At 65.7% G+C, this 21,786-nt stretch carries 18 protein-coding genes and 1 pseudogene; 9 read left to right on the forward strand and 10 right to left on the reverse strand.

Annotation, left to right across the window (positions count from 1 at the left end):
* Position 1: 1 nt before the first annotated feature.
* Genes CHB97_RS12345 through cysG form a run of 5 tightly spaced genes read right to left on the reverse strand, consistent with a single transcriptional unit; the run spans position 2 to position 4,716 of the window.
* A complete protein-coding gene (locus CHB97_RS12345; protein ID WP_371333025.1) occupies positions 2–715 on the reverse strand; it encodes a phosphoadenylyl-sulfate reductase in 714 nt (237 codons plus the stop codon).
* A complete protein-coding gene (locus CHB97_RS12350; RefSeq protein ID WP_089288277.1) occupies positions 712–1,221 on the reverse strand; it encodes a DUF934 domain-containing protein in 510 nt (169 codons plus the stop codon). The genes CHB97_RS12345 and CHB97_RS12350 overlap by 4 nt, the downstream gene beginning before the upstream one ends.
* Entirely contained in the window at positions 1,208–2,923 is a 1,716-nt protein-coding gene (locus CHB97_RS12355) for a nitrite/sulfite reductase (protein ID WP_089288278.1), read from the reverse strand. The genes CHB97_RS12350 and CHB97_RS12355 overlap by 14 nt, the downstream gene beginning before the upstream one ends.
* A gap of 31 nt (positions 2,924–2,954) precedes the next feature.
* The gene (locus CHB97_RS12360; RefSeq protein WP_089288279.1) at positions 2,955–3,281 is read right to left on the reverse strand and encodes a DUF2849 domain-containing protein; all 327 of its coding nucleotides are present in this window, start codon (positions 3,279–3,281) and stop codon (positions 2,955–2,957) included.
* 28 nt (positions 3,282–3,309) lie between these two features.
* Entirely contained in the window at positions 3,310–4,716 is a 1,407-nt protein-coding gene (cysG, locus tag CHB97_RS12365; protein ID WP_200819913.1) for a siroheme synthase CysG, read from the reverse strand.
* A gap of 351 nt (positions 4,717–5,067) precedes the next feature.
* Here cysG and CHB97_RS12370 point away from each other — a divergent pair, with 351 nt between their 5' ends.
* Positions 5,068–5,841, forward strand: a complete 774-nt coding sequence (locus tag CHB97_RS12370) for a ferredoxin--NADP reductase (protein WP_089288280.1) — start codon at positions 5,068–5,070, stop codon at positions 5,839–5,841.
* Positions 5,842–5,896: 55 nt separating this feature from the next.
* Here the strand turns inward: CHB97_RS12370 and CHB97_RS12375 are convergent, their stop codons facing one another.
* Genes CHB97_RS12375 through CHB97_RS12385 form a run of 3 tightly spaced genes read right to left on the reverse strand, consistent with a single transcriptional unit; the run spans position 5,897 to position 10,447 of the window.
* On the reverse strand, positions 5,897–7,300 hold the full coding sequence (locus CHB97_RS12375; RefSeq protein ID WP_160105796.1) for an efflux transporter outer membrane subunit: 1,404 nt from the start codon (positions 7,298–7,300) through the stop codon (positions 5,897–5,899).
* A 7-nt stretch (positions 7,301–7,307) separates the two neighbouring features.
* Positions 7,308–9,260 carry a MacB family efflux pump subunit gene (locus CHB97_RS12380; protein ID WP_089288282.1) on the reverse strand — a complete coding sequence of 651 codons (1,953 nt, stop codon included), beginning with the start codon at positions 9,258–9,260 and terminating at the stop codon, positions 7,308–7,310.
* A complete protein-coding gene (locus CHB97_RS12385; protein ID WP_089288283.1) occupies positions 9,257–10,447 on the reverse strand; it encodes an efflux RND transporter periplasmic adaptor subunit in 1,191 nt (396 codons plus the stop codon). Before CHB97_RS12385 ends, CHB97_RS12380 begins: the two co-directional genes overlap by 4 nt.
* A 258-nt stretch (positions 10,448–10,705) precedes the next feature.
* Here CHB97_RS12385 and CHB97_RS12390 point away from each other — a divergent pair, with 258 nt between their 5' ends.
* From CHB97_RS12390 to CHB97_RS12415, 6 genes are read left to right on the forward strand one after another with little or no spacing between them, the layout of a single operon-like run.
* Positions 10,706–12,241: a B12-binding domain-containing radical SAM protein gene (locus CHB97_RS12390; protein ID WP_200819914.1), complete on the forward strand. Its 1,536-nt coding sequence runs from the start codon at positions 10,706–10,708 to the stop codon at positions 12,239–12,241.
* Positions 12,238–14,778 carry a radical SAM protein gene (locus CHB97_RS12395; RefSeq protein WP_089288284.1) on the forward strand — a complete coding sequence of 847 codons (2,541 nt, stop codon included), beginning with the start codon at positions 12,238–12,240 and terminating at the stop codon, positions 14,776–14,778. The genes CHB97_RS12390 and CHB97_RS12395 overlap by 4 nt, the downstream gene beginning before the upstream one ends.
* On the forward strand, positions 14,775–15,581 hold the full coding sequence (locus CHB97_RS12400) for a class I SAM-dependent methyltransferase (RefSeq protein ID WP_089288285.1): 807 nt from the start codon (positions 14,775–14,777) through the stop codon (positions 15,579–15,581). Before CHB97_RS12395 ends, CHB97_RS12400 begins: the two co-directional genes overlap by 4 nt.
* Positions 15,578–17,035: a B12-binding domain-containing radical SAM protein gene (locus tag CHB97_RS12405; RefSeq protein WP_089288286.1), complete on the forward strand. Its 1,458-nt coding sequence runs from the start codon at positions 15,578–15,580 to the stop codon at positions 17,033–17,035. Before CHB97_RS12400 ends, CHB97_RS12405 begins: the two co-directional genes overlap by 4 nt.
* Positions 17,032–18,078 (forward strand): glycosyltransferase, encoded by a 1,047-nt coding sequence (locus CHB97_RS12410; protein WP_089288287.1) that lies wholly within the window; start codon positions 17,032–17,034, stop codon positions 18,076–18,078. Before CHB97_RS12405 ends, CHB97_RS12410 begins: the two co-directional genes overlap by 4 nt.
* On the forward strand, positions 18,075–18,791 hold the full coding sequence (locus CHB97_RS12415; protein ID WP_200819915.1) for a class I SAM-dependent methyltransferase: 717 nt from the start codon (positions 18,075–18,077) through the stop codon (positions 18,789–18,791). Before CHB97_RS12410 ends, CHB97_RS12415 begins: the two co-directional genes overlap by 4 nt.
* An 18-nt stretch (positions 18,792–18,809) precedes the next feature.
* Here the strand turns inward: CHB97_RS12415 and CHB97_RS26820 are convergent.
* Positions 18,810–19,157, reverse strand: a pseudogene (locus CHB97_RS26820) (DUF4260 domain-containing protein); the annotation flags it as partial.
* Positions 19,158–19,253: 96 nt separating this feature from the next.
* On the opposite strand from CHB97_RS26820, the gene CHB97_RS12425 reads away from it, so the two are divergent.
* Together CHB97_RS12425 and CHB97_RS12430 are read left to right on the forward strand one after the other, a co-directional pair.
* Positions 19,254–20,180: a LysR family transcriptional regulator gene (locus CHB97_RS12425; RefSeq protein WP_089288289.1), complete on the forward strand. Its 927-nt coding sequence runs from the start codon at positions 19,254–19,256 to the stop codon at positions 20,178–20,180.
* Positions 20,181–20,461: 281 nt separating this feature from the next.
* A complete protein-coding gene (locus CHB97_RS12430; protein WP_089288290.1) occupies positions 20,462–20,713 on the forward strand; it encodes a BrnA antitoxin family protein in 252 nt (83 codons plus the stop codon).
* A gap of 21 nt (positions 20,714–20,734) precedes the next feature.
* Here the strand turns inward: CHB97_RS12430 and cheB are convergent, their stop codons facing one another.
* Complete coding sequence (gene cheB / locus CHB97_RS12435; protein WP_089288291.1) at positions 20,735–21,781, reverse strand: chemotaxis-specific protein-glutamate methyltransferase CheB; 1,047 nt, start codon at positions 21,779–21,781, stop codon at positions 20,735–20,737.
* Positions 21,782–21,786 lie beyond the last annotated feature (5 nt).

The raw sequence follows: 21,786 nt of genomic DNA on the forward strand, positions 1-21,786 counted from the left end.
CTTAGCTGTTTATCGGGGAAAGCGGCAGGTGGATTCCGCATTCCGTCTTTTCCTGGCCGCGCCAGCGGCCGGCTCGAATGTCTTCACCGGGGGCGACCCGGTCGGTACAGGGCATACAGCCGATGGAAGGATAGCCATCCTCCTCCAGCGGATGCCGGGGCAGGTCATACCGGTCCAGATAGGCTTCCACATCCGCCCGGTCCCAACCGGCCAGCGGGTTGATCTTGATCCGGCCATCCGCCGCCTCAAACAAGGGCAGTTCGATGCGGGTGGTGGCCTGATAGCGTTTGCGTCCGGTGATCCAAGCGTCAAACGGGGCCAAGCCCGCATCCAGAACCTTCACCTTGCGGAAATCGCAGCAGGCCAGGTTATCGGCCCGCCACAGCACGCCATCCTTGTCGTGCGTCGCCTCCGCCTCTGGCGTCGGCGACAGCTCGCGGATACCGGTCAGGCCCAGGCGCTGTTCCAGGGTGCGGCGATAGCGCAGCGTCTCCCCGAACAGCTTGCGGGTATTGACGAACAGCACCGGCAGCGACGGGTCAATCTGCGCAATCTGGTGCAGCAGCACCGCCGATTCCGTCCCGAAGGACGACACCAGCGCCAGCTGGCCCTTGAACACCTCTTCGATCAGCGGGCGCAGCAGCGCCTCGCCTTCCAGATGGCCATAGGCGGCGGTCAAATCGCGCGCCTTCGCGGCCAGCGCTTTCATGCTCATCCCTCGACCTCTGCCTTCAGATGCCGGCGCAGCAGGGAGACGGTGCCGTGATCCTGCAAAGCCGGCTGATAGGCGATAGAAATTTCTGTCAGCGCATGGGCCCAGGCGGGGCCGACGCGATCGGCCGGCACCACCACCGTATCCACGCCCAACCGGGTCAGGAACTGATACTGGTCGGGGATGATATGGCCGAAGGCGCGGATTTCGCCCTTGTAGCCAAACCGCTCCCGCAGCTCGCGGGCGGCGGAAAAGGCGCGGCCATCGCGGAATTTGGGGAACTCCACGGCCACCACACCCAGATGGGCCAGATCATCCGCCAGTTCCGTGGCCAACTGATTGGATTTCAACCGCACCCCCACCGGCTGGCCGCGCGCGATCAACGCATCGCGCTCCGCCCGCCAGCGTTCCAGGGAAACGATCACCCCACCTTCGGCGGGCAGGGCCGCATCATCGGCCAGATCGGTCCAGCGGTCTTCGATCTCCTGACCATGATCAAGCACGGGCATAGAGGGCCTCCTTGAACGGGGCGTGGCCGGTACGGGCCAACGTGTCGATAAAGCGTTCGCCCGGCTGACGCAGGCCGACAAAGGTGGTCACCACGGTTTCCACCGCATTGACGATCTCGTCATAGGAGAAGCCGGGGCCGACAATCTCCGCCAGGGCTGCCGTATTGGTGGCATCGCCGCCCAGCAGGATCTGGAAGAATTCCTCGCCCTTCTTATCCACGCCCAGAATGCCGATATGGCCGACATGGTGATGGCCGCAGGCATTGATGCAGCCGCTGATCTTGATCTTCAGCTCACCCAGATCATGCTGGCGGTCCAGATCGGCAAAGCGCTCGGAAATTTCCTGCGCGATGGGGATGGAGCGCGTATTGGCCAGGGCGCAATAATCCAGGCCAGGGCAGGCGATGATGTCGGAGATCAGGCCGGCATTGGCCGTGCCCAGCCCCACCTTGTCCAGCCCCTGCCACAGATCATACAGGTCATCCTGTTTGACATGGGCCAGCACCAGATTCTGCTCGTGGCTGACGCGCAGCTCCCCAAAGCTGTAGCGTTCGGCCAGATCGGCCACCGCTTCCATCTGGTCCGCCTCAATATCGCCGGGGATACCGCCGATGGGCTTCACGCTGATGGTGGCAATGGCGTAACCGGGTGCCCGGTGGGCGCTCAGGTTGCTGCGGGTCCAGCGGGCGAAAGCCGGATCGGCGGCCTTGGCCGCCTCGAACTTCTCCGACACCGCCGGCAGGCTTTCCCACGGCGGGGACGTGAAATGCTGCTCAATCGCCGCGACGATGGCGGGGTCGAGATAATATTTCTGCCGGGGCAGGCGGGCATATTCCTCTTCGATCAGGCCGATGAACTTTTCCGGCCCCATCTCATTGACGGTGATCTTGATGCGCGCCTTGTAGATATTATCGCGCCGGCCCAACTGGTTATAGGTGCGCAGCACCGCTTCCAGATAGCCCAGGATTTCCGGCACCGGCACGAAGTCGCGCGCCTTGGTGGCCAGATAGGGCGTGCGGCCCAGCCCGCCGCCGACATAGACGGTGAAGCCGATCTCGCCGGCCTCGTTCTTCCTGGCGATCAGGCCGACATCGTGGATCTGCACGGCGGCGCGGTCGTTCGGCGCGCCGGAAATGGCGATCTTGAACTTGCGCGGCAGATAGGTGAATTCCGGGTGCAGCGTGGACCATTGCCGCAGAATTTCGGCATAGACGCGCGGGTCCACCAGCTCATCCGCCGCCGCCCCGCAGAACTGGTCGGTGGTGACATTGCGGATGCAGTTGCCGCTGGTCTGGATGGCGTGCATATCCACTTCCGCCAGCTCATGCAGAATGGCGGGAATGTCCTTCAGTTCCGGCCAGTTGAACTGGATGTTCTGCCGGGTGGTCAGGTGGCCATAGCCCTTGTCATAGACGCGCGCAATGCGGGCCAGACGGCGCAGCTTGGTGCTGTCCAACATGCCATAGGGCACGGCAACCCGCAGCATATAGGCGTGAAGCTGAAGGTAGAGCCCGTTCATCAGCCGGATCGGCTTGAACTCTTCCTCCGTGATCTCGCCCTTCAGGCGGCGTTCCACCTGGGCGCGGAACTGCTCCACCCGCTCAAAGATGAAGGTCTTGTCGAACTCGTCATAACGGTAAACGGCGGCGTGCGCGTCTGCCGGCTGATTGCTGCGGGGGCTGGTCACGGTCGTGTCAGGCATGGGGGTATAAGCCTAGGTTACCGGTCATGGATCAAAGGGCGGGCGTCGGGCCGGTGACCTGCTTGCCCAGGTCACGGCGCACGCTGGGGCCGATGGCCTTCATGCGTTCGCGGATATGCAGCGGGCGGGTGCCATCGGCTGTGGCTTCCACATCCAGCGGATAGACATCGACGACGATCTGCCGCTTTTCGTCCGCCTTGGCGGTATCCAGCGCCTGGGCAATGGCCTCGCCTTCGAAAATGGCGGCATCGGCCACACGCTCCACCCACTGATTGCCCGCACCCAGCCAGACAGCCACACCGTCAATCAGACGGCTGCCGGTGATGGATTGCTGGGCACCCTTGGCTTTGACCAACATTTGGGGATCGACCTTCCTGCTGCTTTCGTCAGACGGCTTGGCGCAGATGCGCCGGGACAAGTTCGGTAATGCGGGCGGGGTCGGCCAGCGTGACAACGGAACCGACAATGATGATGGCGGGCCCCGTCAGCCCGTGGGCGGCCGCCAGATCGGGCAAGGCTTCCAGCGTGCCCACCACCAGCTTCTGGTCCGGGCGGGTGCCCTTTTCCACCAGGGCCGCCGGGGTATCGCCGGACATGCCGGCCTCTACCAGCCGGCGGGCAATGGCACCCGCTGCCGTCAGCCCCATATAGATCACCAGCGTATGGCGCAGCCGGGCCAGCGCCTGCCAATCCAAATCCGGTTCGCCATCCTTGCCATGACCGGTCACAAAGGTGACGCCCGGTGCATGGTCGCGGTGGGTGACGGGGATGGTGGTGGACGCCCCGCAGCCGAGTGCCGCCGTGATGCCGGGCACGATTTCCACCGGAATGCCTTCGGCGCGCAGCACTTCCAGCTCTTCCCCGCCGCGCCCGAACATGAAGGGGTCGCCCCCCTTCAGCCGCACGACGCGGTGGCCGGCCTTGGCCTCGGCCACCAGCAACTGGTTGATGGCCTCCTGGCTCATCGTGTGATGGGATTTGGATTTGCCGACATAATGGCGGCGGGCGTCGCGGCGGACATAATCCATGATCCGCTCATCCACCAGCTTGTCATGCACCACCACGTCGGCATCCTGCAGCACGCGCAGCGCGCGCAGGGTCAACAGGTCCGGGTCACCGGGGCCGGCGCCCACCAGCGCCACGCGCCCGCCGGCCTGCTGGCCGAACTGGGCATCGTTCAGCGCCAGCATCAGCTTTTCATGGGCGGCTTTTTCGTCCCCCGCCAGGAAGGATTTGGCCACCGGCCCGTCAATCACCGCTTCCCAGAAGCGGCGGCGGGCGGTTTCATCATCACGGGTGGCCTTCACCGCACTGCGGAACCCGTCCAGAAAGCGGGCGAACTTGCCCAAGCCCGGTTCCAGTGCGGCTTCCAGCCGTTCGCGCAGGCGGCGCACCAGCACCGGGCTGGCCCCGCCGCTGGTAATGGCGATGCTGATCGGTTCGCGGTCAATGATGGCCGGCATGATGAAGCTGCAGAGTCGCGGCTTGTCCGGCACATTGACCAGCACGCCGGCCTTGTGCGCTGCTTCGGCCACCGAAATATCCACCGCCTCTTCATCGGTGGCGGCAAAGACCAGCCGATGATTTTCCAGATCGGCAGGTGTGAAATCCCGCTCACGAATTTCCGAAGCCAGGGCAACCAAAGCCGGCAAGGGGTTAGGGGCCACGATGGTCAGGCGGCAGGCGGATTTGGCAACCAGCCGCGCCTTGCGCAGCGCCAGTTCACCACCTCCTACCACCAGTACCGGCTGCCCCTCCAGGGGCAATGTCACCGGAAAACCACGCAACGCCATGGTAACCCATCCCTCCCTTACCGCAGTCGCGGCATAGCCAATGGTTTGGGATGTGCAGCGCCGCTTGTCGAGGTGAAATATTATTTCTCCAATATCCCTACGTTAAATATAGAGTTTCCCATTCGGACAAAAAATCGAGGAAAATCAACGAAATTGCGTTGATAATGATTATCATATACGTTAATGCTGCTGTTGGGCGTCACAGCAGCCATGCACATGCTGCACATTCTGATGTGAAATAGGCTGTTGAACGCAACGCCTATGTATTTTAGCTGATAGTGCATCGCATCAGGGTGCCGGGACTCTGTCATCGCCCATGACCCCACCCGCCGGATTGAAGGAAGTCGAGTTATGAGCGCGTTCATCGAAGGCAAGGTGCTGTCCGTCCACCATTGGACCGACACGCTGTTCAGCTTCACCTGCACGCGCGACCCGGCCTTCCGGTTTGAGAACGGGCATTTCGTGATGATCGGGCTGATGGTCGATGGCAAGCCGCTGACCCGCGCCTATTCCATCGTCAGCCCGAATTACGAGGAACATCTGGAGTTCCTGTCGATCAAGGTGCCCAACGGCCCGCTGACCAGCCGCCTGCAGCATATCCAGGTGGGCGACACGGTGATCCATGGCCGCAAGTCGGTGGGCACGCTGGTGACCAGCAGCCTGAAGCCCGGCAAGAACCTTTACATGTTCTCTACCGGCACCGGGCTTGCCCCGTTCATGAGCCTGATCCGCGATCCGGAACTCTATGAACAATATGACCGGCTGATCCTGACCCATACCTGCCGCGAGGTGGGGGAACTGGCCTATCACGACCTGATCACCAATGAGCTGCCGAATAATGAGTTCTTTGGCGAACAGCTGAAAGAAAAGCTCACCTATTACCCCACGGTCACCCGTGAAGCCTTCCGCAACCAGGGCCGCATCACCGACCTGATCCGCAATCACAAGCTGTTTGAGGATATCAAGGCCGCGCCGCTGAACCCGGAAACCGACCGGGTGATGATCTGCGGCGGCCCGGCCGTGCTGGCGGAGACGGTGGAACTGCTGCAGGAACGCGGCTTCAAGGAAGGCGCTGCACACACGCCCGGCGATTACGTGATCGAAAAGGCGTTTGTGGAGAAGTAAGATCAAGCACCTGGGGACAGGGCACTTGAACGTGCCATGTCCCCAGGTGCGGGCTTTATTCGACCGGGGCAGCCGGGCTGCCCCCCAGCGCCCGGTAAAGCGTCGCCTCATTCAGCAGGCGGGCCAGCCGGTTGTCGATCACAGCATTTTCGGACGTGCGGGTGCGCTCCTGCGCTTCCAGCAAGGTGCGCAGCGGCACGGCACCGGCCCGCAGCCGCACATCATACAGCGCCTGTACCTGCCGTTGCAGGGTCAGCGACCGGGCCAGATGATCATCCTGGCGCTGCAGGGTTTCGCGCGCTGACAGGCCGGTGACCACTTCCGACAGGGCCGTCAGCACGGTACCGCGGAAGCTGGCCACCGCCTCCTCATACTGCGCCTGGGAGACCTTCAGGTTTAGCCCCATTTCCTTCAGGTTCAGGAAGGGCATACTGATCTGGCTGGCCAGCGCGCCGACCGGATTGGTCAGAAATTCGGCCAGCTTCTCTCCGCTGGTGGACAGGCTGCCCGACAAGGTCAGCGCCGGGAAATAGCCGGCCTTGCGTTCATCCGTGCGGCGCAGCGTGGCGCGCAGCCGCAGCTCGGCCGCGCGCAGGTCCGGCCGTCGTGACAACAGGCTGGCGGGCAGGCCGGGGGCCAGCGGCGGCAGCGCGCCTTGCGGCAGCATCTGCGGTTCGGCTGCCGGATTGGCTGCCCCGTTCAGCAGCACGGCCAGGGCGGCGCGCTGGGCATCCCGCTCCCGCTCCAATGCGGCGAGGCTGGAAAGCTGCGCTTCCACCGTCTGTTCCATCTCCAGCCGTTCCAGCTCCGACGCCGTGCGGGCCCGCAGCATGGTGGCGACGATCTCCCGTGTGCGGTAGGTGGTTTCCAGCCCGGCCCGCGCGCTGGCGATGGACTGGTTGGCATGGGCCAGCCGCCACCAGGTGGAGAGCGTGGCGGCAATCACCGTCAGCCGCGCCGTCTCCACATCTTCGGCCGAGGCCAGTGCCTCCATCCCCGCTGCCCCTCGGCTGGCGGCGATGCGGCCCCAGAGATCGACCTCATAGGACAGGCCCAGGCTGGTGCCGACATTGTTGCGCGCTATCCCATCGCCCGACAAAGGCATGTTGCGCCCGGTACTGACGGAGCCGGAAAGGCTGGGAATGCGGGGCACACCGGCCAGATCAGCCTCCAGCAGGGCGCGCCGGGCGCGCAGCGCGGCGCTGAACACGTCATTATTGGCCTCCAGCACCACCGGCATCAGGGCATTCAGCCCCGGATCGCCGAAGGAATGCCACCAGGGATCGGCCGGCGCCGGCACCGGCGCGGTTGGGGCAGGGGATGCCGGTGTGCCGGCGGGCTGTTCACCCTGCCAGTCCAGCCCGCCCGGCAGTGGCGGGCGTTGATAAGTTGCGGGCGTGGTCAGGCAGCCGGAAAGCAGCAGCGGGGCGATCAGACAGGGCAGCAGGCGGGCGCGCATCGGTTGTTCAATCCCGTGACAGGGCATCGACCGGGTCCAGCCGCGCGGCCTTGCGCGCCGGCAGGAAGCCGAAGATCAGGCCGATCAGCATGGTGGACAGGAAGGCCAGCAGAATGGCGGCGGGGGTGATGATGATCGACAGGCCGAAATTGGCGGAATTGAACAGGCCACCCAGCCCGAAGGCGATCAGCAGCCCGGTACACCCGCCGACCATGCAGACGGCAATGGCCTCGATCAGGAACTGGATCATGATGTCGGACTGGCGGGCGCCGACCGCCATGCGCAGGCCGATTTCACGTGTCCGCTCCGTCACGGCGATCAGCATGATGTTCATCACCCCGATGCCACCCACCACCAGCGCCACCCCGGCCAGGGCGGAGATCATCAGGCTGAAGATGGCCGTGGTCCGCTGGATCGATTTGCGGATCTGGTCACTGTTGAAGATGTTGAAATCCTTGGTGCCATGCCGCTGGATCAGCAGGGTGCTCAGCGCCTTTTCGGCCCTGGCGCTGTCCACCCCATCCTTCAGCCGCACGGTGATGGAATCCAGGTCGGCACTGCCGGTCAGCCGGGCGCGCAGGGCCGTATGGGCCATATAGCCGGTGGCCCGGCTGCCGCCGCCCATGCCCTGGCGGTTGGATTCTATGATGCCCACCACGGTGGCCGGCACCTGGCCGGCCAGGATGATGCGGCCGATCGGGTCGCCCGGCTCCCCCTTGAACAGGCTTTCCGCCGTCTTGTCCGTCAGCACGATGCTGGGCTGCACGCCGTTCAGGTCGGCTGCCGTCAGCAGCCGGCCGGATTTCAGCTTCATGCCATTGACGCGGAAATAATCCAGCCCGACCCCCGTCACCGACATGGTGGCGGAATTGGCGGCATAGCGCGCGGTGACGGAGCCGGACATTTCCGGCGTCACCCCATCGGCATAGGGCTGGGCCGCCAGCGCATCGGCATCGGCCAGGGTCAGCTTGGACAGGCGGGCCGCCTTCATGTCGCCCCAGCCCCGCCCGCGATAGATGCCCAGCGTGTTGGTGCCCAGGTCACTCAACTCCGCCGTCACCCGGCGCTGCGCCCCTTCGCCCAGCCCCACCACCGCCACCACGGCGGTGATGCCGATGATGATGCCCAGCATGGTCAGGGCGGTGCGCAGCTTCTGCGCCGCCATGGCCCGCATCGACATGGCCATGGCGCCCAGGATGCTGAACCCGATGGCCGCCAGCGGGCGGAACGGGTTGGCGGCCTTGGGTACGGGTGGCGGCGGGGCCGCCCGTTCCACCGGCCGGCCGCTGTCGGACAGGATGCGGCCATCGGCGATTTCCACCACCCGGTCGGCATGGGCCGCCACCCCGTGATCATGGGTGACGATGATGATGGTGCGGCCTTCGGCGTTCAGCTCCTTCAGCAAGGCCAGCACGGTTTCACCGGTGCGGCTGTCCAGCGCGCCGGTCGGTTCATCGGCCAGAATGACGCCGCCGCCATTCATCAGGGCGCGGCCGATGGCCACGCGCTGCTGCTGGCCGCCGGAAAGCTGGTTGGGCCGGTGGGCCAGCCGGCTGCCCAGGCCCAGCCGTTCCAGGATGGCATGGGCGCGGGTACGCCGGCTTTCCGACCGTTCACCGGTATAGATGGCGGGCAATTCCACATTGCCCGCCGCCGTCAGCCCGGAAATCAGGTGATAGCGCTGAAAGACGAAGCCGAAATGTTCCCGCCGCAGCCGGGCCAGCCCGTCGGGCGACAGGTTGGCCACATCCTCGCCGCCCACCTTGTAATGCCCGCCGCTGGGCCGGTCCAGGCAGCCCAGAATATTCATCAGCGTGGATTTGCCGGAGCCCGAGGCCCCGACAATGGCGACCATTTCCCCCGGCTCGATCACCAGATCGATGCCGTCCAAGGCTGCCACGGTTTCCCCGCTGGTCTGGTACAGGCGGGTAATGCCGGACAGTTCCAGCCTGGCCGTCATTCATCCCCACCCATATCGATATCCGCCCCCGGTGCGCCCCCCGGCCCTTCCATCCCGGTGGAGAGCAGCAGCACTTCCCCTTCCTTCACGCCGTCCAGGATTTCGCCTTCCACCTGGTTGGTCAGGCCCAGCTTGACCTTGCGTTCCACCCGCTTACCATCGGGGCCGCGCAGCCGGGCGCGGTACAGCCCATCGGCACCGGGGCCGGTAAAGGCGCTCATGGGCGCGATCAGGGCCTTTTCCACCCCGGCCGTGGTGATATGCACCTCCGCCGTCATCATCGGCATCAGGCTGCCGCCCTGGTTGGGCGCATCGAACAGCACGTTGAAATAGACGGCCTGCGATGTCGTGCTCTGGCTGCTGGCGCTGCTCAGCCCTTCCTGCCCGGCGGTCAGGATGGAGGTGGGGGCGGGTTCCACCGCGCGCACCGTGCTTTCATGCCGGGTGCGCCGGTCACCCAGCGTGTTGAACCATAATTTCTGGCCGGGTTTGATCTTGGCCACATCGGCCTCTGACACCTGGGCGCGCACCGTCATGGTGTCGGTCTCGGCGATGACGCCGATGACCGGGATGGTCTGTGCTGCACTCAGCGTCTGGCCGGCCTTGACCGCCAGCGCCAGCACGCGGCCATCCATGGGGGCGACAATCCGGGTGTAGCCCAGATTGGCCTCCGCCTTTTCCACTTCCACCGTGGCGCGCTCAATCTGCGCCTTGGCCAGAGCCAGATCGGCGCGGGCCACGTCGACGGCGATTTCCGCATCGTCGAAATCGGCCCCTGACCCGGCATTGCCGGTATAAAGCGTGCGCTGGCGCTTCAGCGTGCGCTCGGCCTTGTCCAGCTGGTATTGGCGGGATTTCAGCGAGGCTTCGGCTTCCGCCAGGGCAGCGCGGGCCACCCGCAGATCATTGCGCTGCTGGATGGAATCGATCTCGGCGATCAGGTCGCCCTTGGCCACCCGGTCGCCCAGCACGACATGCAGCGCCTTCAGCTGCCCCGTCACCTGGGCACCGACCTGCACCAGTTTGGATGGTTCCAGCGTGCCCGTGGCGGAAACCGTGTCGCTGATGTCACCCCGCCGGACCGTTGCCGTCAGATCCTTGGGCGGTCCTTCCTTGTGCCAGGGTTTGAACCACAGCAAGGCGGCAACGGCTGCCAATACAACCGCCACCAAAATCCATTTGCGCATTCGAAGACACCTGTCGGGAAAGCCTGACGCGCCGAAGGTGTAGCATCAATCCGCCGGTGAAGTGAAATTGCTGCACTGTAAATATTGTTTCCACTCTGTTTCAAAAATTTTCTGCCGCCGCCGGGAATAATCCCCGGCCCCCATCCGTCAAGGGTCCGACGGTATGGGAGGCAGGTGATGCATCAGGTGGATTTCAGCACGGACAGGCAGGCCGTTCCGGCCCGGCGCTGTGCCGCGCCGGGGGCGGGGGCCTGATCCATGTCCAGCCTTTCCCTGCCCGGCATCATCCTGTTCAACCCCTGGGCCACCAGCCGGCCCCGCGTGCCCAACAGCATCCTGCATCTGGCCGCCTGCCTGGGTGACCGCTTTGCCGTTGAACTGGTGGATGGCAACCGGGAGGCCGATCCCTGGCCCACCATCCGTGACCTGCTGGCCAGCGGGCGTTACCGTTATTTCGGGGCCACGGTGATGCCGGGGCCGCAATTGCGCCAGGCCGTGCCGATCACCCGCCAGGTGCGCGAACATTTCCCGGACGTCACCATCATCTGGGGCGGCTATTTCCCCTCCAACCAGCCCGATGCCGTGCTGCGCTCATCTTGGGTGGATTACATCATCGACGGGCCGGCCGATCTGGCCTTCCCGGCCCTGCTGGAGACGCTGGAGGCGGGGCAGGCCCCGGACAAGGTGCCGGGGCTGATCCTGCTGCGCGGTGACAATCTGCTGCGCGTGTCGCGCGGTGCCATCCCCGACCCGGATGCCGTGCCTCCCCTGCCGCTGCACCTGCTGGAACGCCGCTATCCGATGGCAGGCTATCTGCCGCGTACCTTCCTGGGGTGGCGTACCCATGCCATGCATACCAGCTTCGGCTGTCCCTTCACCTGTTCCTTCTGCGCCGTGGTGCCGATCTATCAGGGCCGCTGGAAATCGCGCTCCGCGGCCTTGGTGGCGCAGGATGTGCTGCGGGTGCGCGATGCCCATGGCGTGGATGCCATCGAATTCACCGACAATAATTTCTTCGTCTCGGAAAAGCGGGTGGTGGAATTTGCCCGCGCCATGCAGGGCCAGGGCGTTATCTGGTGGGGCGAAGGCCGCATCGACACGATCGACAAATATAGCGATGAGACGCTGGCGCTGATGCATCGCGCCGGCTGCCGGATGATCTTTTTCGGCGCCGAAAGCGGGGATGACAGTATCCTGGCCCAGATCGACAAGGGCGGCAAACAGTCCGGCGAACAGATTTTGCGCTTTGCCCGCCGTCTGGCGGGCTTTGGCATCATCCCGGAATATTCCTTCGTGCTGGGCTTCCCCAAGCCGACAGAAGCCGAGGTCTGGGCGCAGATCCACCGCGATATCGGCTTCATCCGCGAATTGAAGCGCCAGGCCCCGGCGACGGAGATCATTCTTTATATCTACAGCCCCGTGCCGACGGAGGGCAGCGACCTGCACCGGCAGATCGTGGAGGCCGGTTTCGCCTTCCCATCCAGCCTGGAGGAGTGGCTGACGCCGGCCTGGGAGAATTTCGACCTGCACCGCAACCCGCTGACCCCCTGGCTGACGCCGGCCATGGTGCGGCACATCCATGATTTTGAAACCGTGCTGAATGCGCGCTACCCCACCCGCACGGATTTTACCGTCGGTCCGCTGAACCGCCGGCTGATGCCGCTGCTGGCGGCCCTGCGCTATGGCTTGCAGCTTTACGCCAAGCCCCTGGAACTCAAGGTTTTCCAGAAACTGCTCCGCTATACGCGGCCCGAGATCGAGGGATTTCGGGCGGAGGAGGCGACCAGCCCATGAACAACATGCTGCCCCTCGCACTGATCCCGGCCAATGATGATATCGGCCGTTCCATCCCTGGCATGGGCCGGGTGGGTTCTGCCATCCTGCGCGTGCTGGCCTATCATGACCTGTTCCGCCATCCGCTGACGGCGGCGGAAATCGGCCATTGGATCGACCTGCCGGATATGGAACCGGCGGCCCTGGCGGATGGTTTGGACCGGCTGGTGGCGCTGGGTCTGGTCCAGCGGCTGGATGGGGTGGATGCCGCCCTGGACCCGCAATGGATTTTGCCGCCCGGCCCCTTCTTCGCCCTGGCGGAGATTGCGGCGCGGGTGGCGCGCCGCGCTGATACGGCCGCCCGCGCCCGCCAGGTGATGCCCGACGCGTTGGCCATGGGCCGCAGCCTGATGCGCATCCCCTTCGTGCGGGCCGTGGGGATTTCTGGCTCGCTCTCCAAAGGCGTGATGGCGGCGGATGGTGATTTTGACTATTTCATCATTGCCCAGCCGGGCCGGCTGTGGATCGCGCGCACGCTGATCCAGTGGAAGGTGCATCGCCTGCCCGATCCCGATCTGCTGTGCGCCAATTATCTGGTCGATGCCGATACGCTGGATCTGCCGCTGCGCGACCCGTTCACGGCGGTGGAAACCGCCAGCATGATCCCGGTGGCCGGCACCGCCCTGCTGGATGAACTGCACAGCCGCAACAAATGGGTGGCCAAGGCCCGCCCGGCCGCCCTGCTGCCCGCCCCGGCGGGGGAGGCAGCGGCCTTTCCCCGTCCCTGGGCGGAGAAGCTCTTCGCCGGCCCCTGGGGCGGGTTGATCGACCGTGCCCTGCTGCATCTCACCCGTTATTGGGTGCGCCGCAAGGTGCCGGCCCTGCCGGCGCTGGAAGCGCGCGGCGCCATGCAGATGACCCGCCATGTGGCCAAGCTGCACACGCGTGACTGGCGCAACCGCATCCTGCGTTCCTATCAGGATACGCTGGACCGGCTGGAGAATAAGGGTGACATGCTGATCGACCGTGGGGTGGACCGCTCCCGTCTGCTGGTGGCCTCGGCCTTTTTCTATCGTTTTGATGAAAAGCAGTGGCGGGCGGCCCAGCCCTATCCGCCGTTGGGCACGCTCTATGCCGCCGCTGTGGCGCGGCAGGCCGGCTATAACGTCTCCCTGTTCGATGCCGGTCTGGCGGAAAATGAACGCGGCTTTGTCGATCTGGTGGATGGGGAACGCCCCGGCACCGTGGTGATCTATGAAGATGGCTTCAACTATCTGACCAAGATGTGCCTGACCCGGATGCGGGAGGCAGCATTGGGCATGGTCTCCCTGGCCCGTGCGCGTGGGGCCAAGGTGCTGGTCAGCAGTTCCGATGCCGCCGACCATGCCGACCTTTACCTGGCCGCCGGTGCCCATGCCGTGATCAAGGGCGAGGGGGAGGCGACCTTGCGCGCCGTGCTGGCAGCCCTTCAGGAAGGCCAGCCGCTGGATGGGATCGAGGGCATTATCCACGCGCAGCCGATGCCGGCAGCGGCGGGGGAGGTGGCCAAGCTGGCCACGCCTGTGGCCACCCCGCGCCGCGCCGTGCTGCGCGATCTGGATGCGCTGCCGCGCCCGGCCTGGGATCTGGTGGATATGGAGGCGTATCGCCGCATCTGGCGGCAGGCGCATGGCCGTTTCTCGCTGAACATCTCCACCACGCGCGGCTGCCCGTTCAGTTGCAACTGGTGTGCAAAGCCCATCTATGGCAGCCGCTATAATTCCCGCTCCCCGGAAAGCGTGGTGGATGAAATCGCCGATCTGATCGCAGCCTATCAGCCCGATCATTTCTGGATCACCGATGATATTTTCGGCCTGAAACCCGGCTGGATTCAGCGCTTTGCCGAACTGGTGCAACAGCGCGGTTTGCGTTTTTCCTACACCATCCAGTCACGCGCTGATCTGCTGGCCAAGGGTGACACGCTGGAAGCGCTGGCCGCGTCCGGCCTGGATACCGTCTGGATCGGGGCGGAAAGCGGCTCTCAGCGCATTCTGGATGCCATGGACAAGGGCATCACCCGCGCCCAGATTGACGCGCTGGTGCCGCGCATCCGGGCGCTGGGGATGCGGTCGGCCTTCTTCCTGCAGTTCGGATATCCCGGTGAAACCCGCGCCGATATCGACCGCACCATCGCCATGGTGACGGGGCTGCTGCCCGATCAGATCGGCATTTCCGTCTCCTACCCGCTGCCTGGAACGGTCTTCTATGAACGGATGCGGGCGGCCTTGGGGGAAAAGACCAACTGGACCCATAGCGACGATCTGGACCTGATGTTCCCCGGCGCCTATCGGCCCAATTTCTATCGCCATCTGCACCGTTACGTGCATCGCCGCGTCGCCTGGGCGCGGGCGGTGAAGGTGCTGCGCGGTGCATTGCCGGGCGGGCGGCTGCGCGCCCTGTCGGTGCTGGCCCGCCAGGCCCTGCCGCTGGCGCTGGGCGCCCTGCGGCTGCGGCTGGAAAAACCGCGCGGTGATGCCCCGGTGATGGCGGCAGCGGAAACGGCGGGGGCGGCATCATGACCGACGCCGCCTTCGATCAGGCTGCCGACAGCTATGACGATGATTTCACCCGCAGCCGGGTTGGCCGGGCGCAGCGCAACCTTGTCTGGTCGCATCTGGAACCGGTGCTGAACGCGCTGGGCCGCCCGGCGGACGTGCTGGAGATCAATTGCGGCACGGGGGAAGATGCGGTGCATCTGGCCGCCCGTGGCTATCAGGTGCTGGCCACCGATATTTCCACCGGCATGTTGGTGCAGACGGCGCGTAAAGCCGCCAGGGCCGGGCTGGGCCATCTGGTGCAGACCACCCGGCTGGCGGCACAGATGCTGTCGCCGTCCCTGCTGGGCCGGCAGTTCGATCTGGTCCTGTCCAATTTCGGTGGGCTGAACTGCCTGTCGCCCGATGATCTGGCCGCCCTGGCCGGGCGACTGGCCGGCATCGTGCGGCCCGGCGGGCGGGTGGTGCTGGTGGTGATGCCGCCGCTCTGCCTGTGGGAGGTGGCGTGGCATTTGCCCCGCCTGCACCCGCGCGCCGCCTTCCGCCGCCTGGGCGGTGGGCCGGTGACGGCGCGGGTGGGGGCGGCCAGCTTCCCCATCTGGTATTATGGGCCGGACCGGCTGCGCCGCATGTTCGCCGCCGATTTTGACTGTGTGGCCGTCCGCCCCATCGGTCTGGCGGTGCCGCCCAGCGCGCTGGAACCGGTCTTTACCAACCGCCCCGCCCTGGTGGACCGGCTGGAACGCCTTGACCGCGCCTTGCCCGGCTGGCCGCTGCTGGCCGGGATATCCGATCACATGTTGCTGGAATTTCGGAGACAGGGATGAGCCTCGTCCTCTCCCACGGTTACTTCCTCGCCGATGACCCGGTGGAACAGAAGATCATGCGGCCCTATCCACCGCTGGGCCTGCTGTCCATCTCCGCCTGGCTGGATCGCCAGAGCGTGGTGCATGAGGTGATCGACAATACCTTCCTGACGGAGCCCGCCTTCCTGGCCCGGATGGATGAGTTGCGTCCGCGCATGGTGGCCTTCTACGTCACCTTGATGACCCGCAAGGTGGTGCTGCGGTTGATCCGCCAGTTGCGCGCGTCGCCCCTGCACGCCGGCATCAAGGTGGTGCTGGGCGGGCCGGACGGGCGCTATAACGCCGCTGATTATCTGGCCCATGGCGTCGATCTGCTGGTGGTGGGGGAGGGGGAGGAGACGATGGCCGCCATCGCCGCCCTGCCCGATGCCGATCTGGCCGACCCCGCCGTGCTGGCCGGGATTCCGGGGCTGGCCTATCGCGGGGCGGATGGGCAGGCGGCCTTCTCCCCATCCCGCGCGCACTTGCCCAAGCTGGATGAACTGCCGGTTCCGGCCCGCCATCGCATCGACCTGTCCCCCTATTTCCGGGCCTGGCGGGGCGCGCATGGCCAGACCTCGCTCAACGTTTCCACCCAGCGCGGCTGCCCCTATAGCTGTTCCTGGTGCAGCCGCGCCGTGTACGGCAAAAGCTATCGCCGCCGCGCGGCTGACAAGGTGGTGGCCGAACTGGCCGAACTGACCCGGCTCTACCAGCCGGACCAGTTCTGGTTTGTCGATGATGTCTTCACCGTCAATCACCGCTGGCTGCGGGAATTTGCCGAGGCGCTGGACGCTGCCGGCCTGCGCATCCGCTATGAATGCATCACCCGCGCCGACCGGATGAGCCCGGAGGTGGTGGAGCTGCTGGCCCGCACCGGCTGTATCCGGGTCTGGATCGGGGCCGAAAGCGGTTCCCAGCGCATTCTGGACAGCATGAACCGGCAGGTAACGGTAGAGGCGGCCACCGCCATGATCCGTGCGGCCAGCGAGGCGGGGATTGAAACCGGCACCTTCCTGATGCTGGGCTATCCGGGGGAGGAGGAGGTGGATATCCTCAACACCCTGCAATATCTGAAAAATGCCCGGCCCGACCGCTATACGGTCACGCTGGCCTATCCGATCAAGGGGACGGAGCTTTACAGCGAACTGTCGCCCCACGTCACCTCGCCTGACTTTGCCGAGGGCAGCGACCGGGAAAACCGGTTCCCCCGCACCTATTCGGAACGCTATTACGCCCATGCCCTGGCCTATCTGACGCATGAGGTGGCCTGGGACCAGGAGAAGAACCGCCTGCATCCCCGCGCCCTGCGGCTGAAGCTGCGGGCCTGGCGGTCGCGGGCGGGGATGCTGATCGCCCGCTGGCAGGTACCGGGGCGGCCGGACGTGCGGGCCCTGTCCTGCAGCACCACCGCCCCGGCGGGGGCGGCGGGATGAGTGCGCGTCACATCGCCCTGGTGACGCCGGGCTTCCCGGCCGATGAACAGGACAGTGATTGTATCCCCGCCCTGCAGGATTATGTGCTGGCCCTGCGCGCTGCCCATCCCGACTGGCGGATCAGCATCTTTGCCCTGCATTACCCGGCCCGCCGCACGCCCTATCAATGGCATGGGCTGGATGTGCTGCCCATCGGTGGGGATAATGCCCGGCTGCCCCGCCGGCTGCTGGCCCAGGCGCAATTGCTGACCGCCCTGCATCAGGCGGGGCCGTTTGATCTGATCCATGCCTTCTGGCTGGGGGAATGCGCCGGGGTGGCCCGGCTGGCGGCCCGGCTTTGCGGTGCCCCCCTGGTGGTGACGCTGATGGGGCAGGAGGTGCGGCACATCGGCCGCTGGCACAGCCTGCTGGGCAAGCCGGGTGTCACCGGCGTGGCGGTCAGCGCCTATCAGCGCCGGGTGCTGCTGGAAAATGGCGGGCCGGATGTCGGCCATGTCATCCCCTGGGGTGTGGCCCCGGTGGAACAGCCGGCCTGCCCACGGGAAATCGATCTGCTGGCCGTGGGCAACCTGATCCCGGTGAAAGACCCGCTGGCCTTTGTCCGCATTGTCGCCCAGTTGGTGGTGCCGCACCCGACCCTGCGGGCCTGCTGGGCCGGCTGGGGTCCGTTGCTGGAACCGGCGGAGGCACTGGCCCGGCAATTGGGGGTGGCCGACAATCTCAGCTTCACCGGCCGCCTGCCGCGTACCGCTGTGTTCGACCTGATGGCGCGCAGCCGGGTGCTGTTGCATACGGCCGCGTTTGAAAGCTTCGCCATGGTGATGGCAGAGGCACGGGCGCGCGGGGCCATGGTGGTGTCGCGTGCCGTCGGCATTGCCCCGTCCAGCGCCGATCCCGGTTTCCGGCTGGCGGTGGGGGAGGACGGGTTGGCCGCAGCGGCCCTGGCCGCCTTGGCGGACGATCCGCCGCCGCCGCGCCGCCTCTGGCCCATCGAACAGACGGTGGAAGCCTATACCCAGCTTTATCAGGGGCTGCTGGCATGATGGCGCTGCCCCGCCGCAACCGCTGGCTGGCGGGCCTGCGCCGGTTGATTCTGCGCCCGCTGACGCCGCTGCTGCAGCGCTGGTTCCGCCGGCATTATGCGGTGGAACGGCGCTGGCGGCGGCATGGGCTGGATATCCTGGTGCAGCCCGGCGTTTTCCCGCCCGGCCCCACCGTCAGCACCGCCGTGCTGCTGGATCATTTCGCCCGCCGCTTTCCGGGCCGCAACCTTGCCGGGCGGCGGGTGCTGGATCTGGGCTGCGGCACCGGGCTGGTCGGCCTGTTCCTGGCCCGCGCCGGCGCCTGGGTGGTTTCCAGCGACATCAACCCGGCGGCCCTTTCCAATGCGCGCCTGAATGCCGCCCGCAATGGCCTGCCCTTTCACCCTGTGCTGGCGGATCAGGCCACCAGCTTTGCCCCGGATGCCTTTGATCTGATCATTATCACCCCACCCTATTACCCGCGCGACCCCGCCAGCATGGCCGAACGCGCCTGGTATTGCGGCGATGATTTCGCCTATTTCCACCGTCTGGTCCCGCAACTGGCCGCCCTGGACCTTGCCCGCACCGAACTGCTGATGCTGCTGTCAGAGGATTGCGCGGTGGAAACCATCAGCACCATCCTGGCCGGCCACGGGCTGGGCCTGCATCTTGTCCATGCCAGACGGTCCTGGCTGGAAATGACCTGGCTGCTGCGGGTGGGGCGGCAGTCCTAACCCTCCGCCCAGATGGCTGAGCCGGAACCCCTGTTCATATTTCAGGCCGAAGCCCAGCGCGCGATCCAGGGCGATATGGGCGATCCAGATCAGCGCCAGATGGCTGGCCCAGTCCCACCCCGCCCCCAGGCCCCAGGCCAGCCCCGCCGCCGGCAGCAGATAGGCGTGAAACAGATTGTAAAGCCGCGCCCCCGCCCGGGGCCCGGCCAGATAGCCCAGCATGGACAGGTCGGGCAGCAGGAACAGCGCCGCGAACAATCCCCAATTCCCGCCCTGATGCCCATAGGCCCAGAGAGTGGCGGCAAACAGGCCCAACGCCTCCAGATGCAGCACGGCCTTTGGCGCGCCATTGACCATGCCCGGCATGATGGATCCTTACGGTTGCGGGTGGTGAATATCGCCAATCTCCGCTATTCACTGATGCATGAAAATGACCGATGATTTGATAAAAGGCTTCCAAAAATGAAAGACATTGACTGGGCCCTGCTGCGTTCCTTTCTGGCGGTGATGGAAACCGGCTCCCTTTCGGCGGCGGCAGCGCAGAGTGGCACCACCCAGCCCACCCTCAGCCGCCATATCCGGGAGCTGGAGCGGCAATTGGACATGTTGCTGTTCATCCGCTCCATCCGGGGGCTGCAACCGACAGAGGCGGCACTGCGCCTGATCGATGATGCCCGCGCCATGGGGCAGGCCGCCCAGCGTCTGGGTTTCAAGGCCCAGGGGCAGGCCCAGGGCCTGCGCGGCACGGTCCGCCTGACCGCGTCCGTGGTGGTGGCCAACCTGCTGCTGCCGCCCCTGATCGTCGCCCTGCGGCAGGCGGAACCGCTTATTCAGGTGGAGATTGTGGCATCCGATACGATTCAGAACCTGCTGCATCGGGATGCCGATATCGCCATCCGCATGGTGGCCCCGACGCAGCAAGCCCTGATCGCCCGCAAGCTGGGCGACACCCCCATCGGCCTGTTCGCCAGCCGCGATTATGCCGCCCGCCACGGCTTGCCCGAAACCGTGCCGGATTTGGCGGCCCATACCCTGTTGGGTTTCGACCGCAGCGACATGATCATCCGGCTGGCGGCCGAAAACGGCCTGTCCCTGGCGCGGGAGGATTTCGCCCTGCGCTGTGATGATCAGATGCTGTATTGGCACCTGCTGCTGGCCGGCGCCGGCCTTGGCTTCGCCCAGCACCTGCTCGCCCGCCGCCAGCCAGACCTGCTGCATGTCCCGCTGCCGCTGCGCTGCCCCTCCTTGCCGGTCTGGCTGGTGATGCAGGAAGACGTCCGCACCAACCCCCGCATCCGCCGCGTCGCCGATTTCCTGGGCAATGCACTGGCGGAAATGCTGGGCCGGGGGCCGGCGGATTGTGCGGGGGGTGGGGATGTGATAGGGTGAAAGTCCTAGTGTGGGGTTTTGTGCCTGGGGGAGGGGGCTGCGCAACGGTGAGTGAAAATGTGTTGCGCAGTGTTGCGTAGGATGGGCTACCCAACCGGTCTGGCCTGCCGGCTCCCAAGGACTGATCGCTGCTGGGCCGGCGGCCAGAAATGGCCGGGCGTCTCGTGTGGGCGCAGTACCAGAGGGAGAAATCTTGCAAGGCAATAGCAATCTGGTTTTTGTACTACAAAAACCCTTACCGCGCGGTGATGCGCGCCGCATCATCAGCATGAGGAAAGCCAATGACCGCGAGCAACGAGCTTTTGGACCCTACCTGGATTGACCCGGACGACGCACCTGATCTGTCTACACCAGAATGGCAGGTGAAGTTTGCCGAAGCGCGGGCGCGCAAGGGTGGGCGGCCGAAATCGCCAGCACCCAAAGTTGCACTGACCCTGCGCCTGGACCCGGCGGTGGTGGATCATTTCCGGGCCACGGGGCCCGGCTGGCAAAGCCGCATCAATGAAACGCTGCGTAAAGCTGCGGGGTTGTGACGGGCGTAGCAGCCCTTCCCCCTACCCCCGCACCAGCCCCACCAGCTTCGCCCCGATCTCCGTCGGGTTCAGCACATGGCTGGCGCCGCCCATGTCGATGGCGACGCCGGGCATTCCATGGACCACGGAGCTGGCCTTGTCCTGGGCGATGGTGGTGGCCCCCAGCGCGTGCAGATGGGCCAGTTCGGCGGAGCCGTCGGCCCCCATGCCTGACAGCAGCACGCCCACCACCTCTGCCCCGAACTGGTCCGCCACGCTGCGGAACAGGTGGGAAACGGCGGGGCGCAGGCCGCTTTCCGGCGCGGCGTCGGACAGGCGGATCACCCCGTTGCGGTCAATGCCCAGATGCCGGTCATCCGGCGCCAGATAGACATGGCCGGGCATTGTGCCGGTGAAATCGCGTGCCACCTGCACCTCCAGCGCGCTGGAAAGCCGCAGCCATTCGGCAAAGCCTTCGACAAAGCCATTGGCAATATGCTGCACCACCAGAATGGGCAGGGGGAAATCTGCCGGCAGGCTGGACAGGATGGTCTGCAACGCCATCGGTCCCCCGGTGGACGCACCGATGGCCACCAGCCGGGGCCGGCTGCGCCCGCCGGCCACCTCCCCCGTGCCCGTCCCGGCGCGGGGGAGGCTGCCTAGCGGTGGCGGGCGGCGCCAGCGGCGCACCACCTTCACCTCCGACATCAGCCGCACGGTCATCACCAGATCGGCCGCCTCCGCATCATGGTCCACATGGCCGATGCCGGCCGGCCGGCGCACAAAGGCTAGCGCGCCGGCCTCCACCGCGCGGAAGGTGGCGGCGACTTGGTCGGTCATCATGCCGGACACAATGACAATGGGCACCGGCAGCGTTTCCATGATGCGGCGGGTGGCGGTGAAACCATCCATGCCGGGCATATGGATATCCATCGTCACCACGTCGGGCTTCAGATCCTGTACGGCCGCCACCGCTTCCTCGCCACTGGAAACGGCGCCCACCACCCGCATGTCGGGCTGGGTTTCCAGAATACTGACCAGGAAGGCCCGTATCGTGGGGGAATCTTCGGCGACCAGAACCTTAATCACAACGC

The organism is Azospirillum sp. RU38E, assembly GCF_900188385.1.
Classification (GTDB): Bacteria; Pseudomonadota; Alphaproteobacteria; order Azospirillales; family Azospirillaceae; genus Niveispirillum.

What these genes read in the sequence shown, in the direction of transcription:
- CHB97_RS12390 (WP_200819914.1), top strand. Translation starts at nt 10,706, where the DNA reads ATGTCCAGCCTTTCCCTGCCCGGCATCATCCTGTTCAACCCCTGGGCC.
- CHB97_RS12370 (WP_089288280.1), top strand. Translation starts at nt 5,068, where the DNA reads ATGAGCGCGTTCATCGAAGGCAAGGTGCTGTCCGTCCACCATTGGACC.
- CHB97_RS12375 (WP_160105796.1), bottom strand. Translation starts at nt 7,300, where the DNA reads ATGCGCGCCCGCCTGCTGCCCTGTCTGATCGCCCCGCTGCTGCTTTCC.
- CHB97_RS12350 (WP_089288277.1), bottom strand. Translation starts at nt 1,221, where the DNA reads ATGCCCGTGCTTGATCATGGTCAGGAGATCGAAGACCGCTGGACCGAT.
- CHB97_RS12385 (WP_089288283.1), bottom strand. Translation starts at nt 10,447, where the DNA reads ATGCGCAAATGGATTTTGGTGGCGGTTGTATTGGCAGCCGTTGCCGCC.
- CHB97_RS12345 (WP_371333025.1), bottom strand. Translation starts at nt 715, where the DNA reads ATGAGCATGAAAGCGCTGGCCGCGAAGGCGCGCGATTTGACCGCCGCC.
- CHB97_RS12400 (WP_089288285.1), top strand. Translation starts at nt 14,775, where the DNA reads ATGACCGACGCCGCCTTCGATCAGGCTGCCGACAGCTATGACGATGAT.
- CHB97_RS12410 (WP_089288287.1), top strand. Translation starts at nt 17,032, where the DNA reads ATGAGTGCGCGTCACATCGCCCTGGTGACGCCGGGCTTCCCGGCCGAT.
- CHB97_RS12430 (WP_089288290.1), top strand. Translation starts at nt 20,462, where the DNA reads ATGACCGCGAGCAACGAGCTTTTGGACCCTACCTGGATTGACCCGGAC.
- CHB97_RS12395 (WP_089288284.1), top strand. Translation starts at nt 12,238, where the DNA reads ATGAACAACATGCTGCCCCTCGCACTGATCCCGGCCAATGATGATATC.
- cysG (WP_200819913.1), bottom strand. Translation starts at nt 4,716, where the DNA reads ATGGCGTTGCGTGGTTTTCCGGTGACATTGCCCCTGGAGGGGCAGCCG.
- CHB97_RS12380 (WP_089288282.1), bottom strand. Translation starts at nt 9,260, where the DNA reads ATGACGGCCAGGCTGGAACTGTCCGGCATTACCCGCCTGTACCAGACC.
- CHB97_RS12360 (WP_089288279.1), bottom strand. Translation starts at nt 3,281, where the DNA reads ATGTTGGTCAAAGCCAAGGGTGCCCAGCAATCCATCACCGGCAGCCGT.
- CHB97_RS12355 (WP_089288278.1), bottom strand. Translation starts at nt 2,923, where the DNA reads ATGCCTGACACGACCGTGACCAGCCCCCGCAGCAATCAGCCGGCAGAC.
- CHB97_RS12405 (WP_089288286.1), top strand. Translation starts at nt 15,578, where the DNA reads ATGAGCCTCGTCCTCTCCCACGGTTACTTCCTCGCCGATGACCCGGTG.
- CHB97_RS12425 (WP_089288289.1), top strand. Translation starts at nt 19,254, where the DNA reads ATGAAAGACATTGACTGGGCCCTGCTGCGTTCCTTTCTGGCGGTGATG.
- CHB97_RS12415 (WP_200819915.1), top strand. Translation starts at nt 18,075, where the DNA reads ATGATGGCGCTGCCCCGCCGCAACCGCTGGCTGGCGGGCCTGCGCCGG.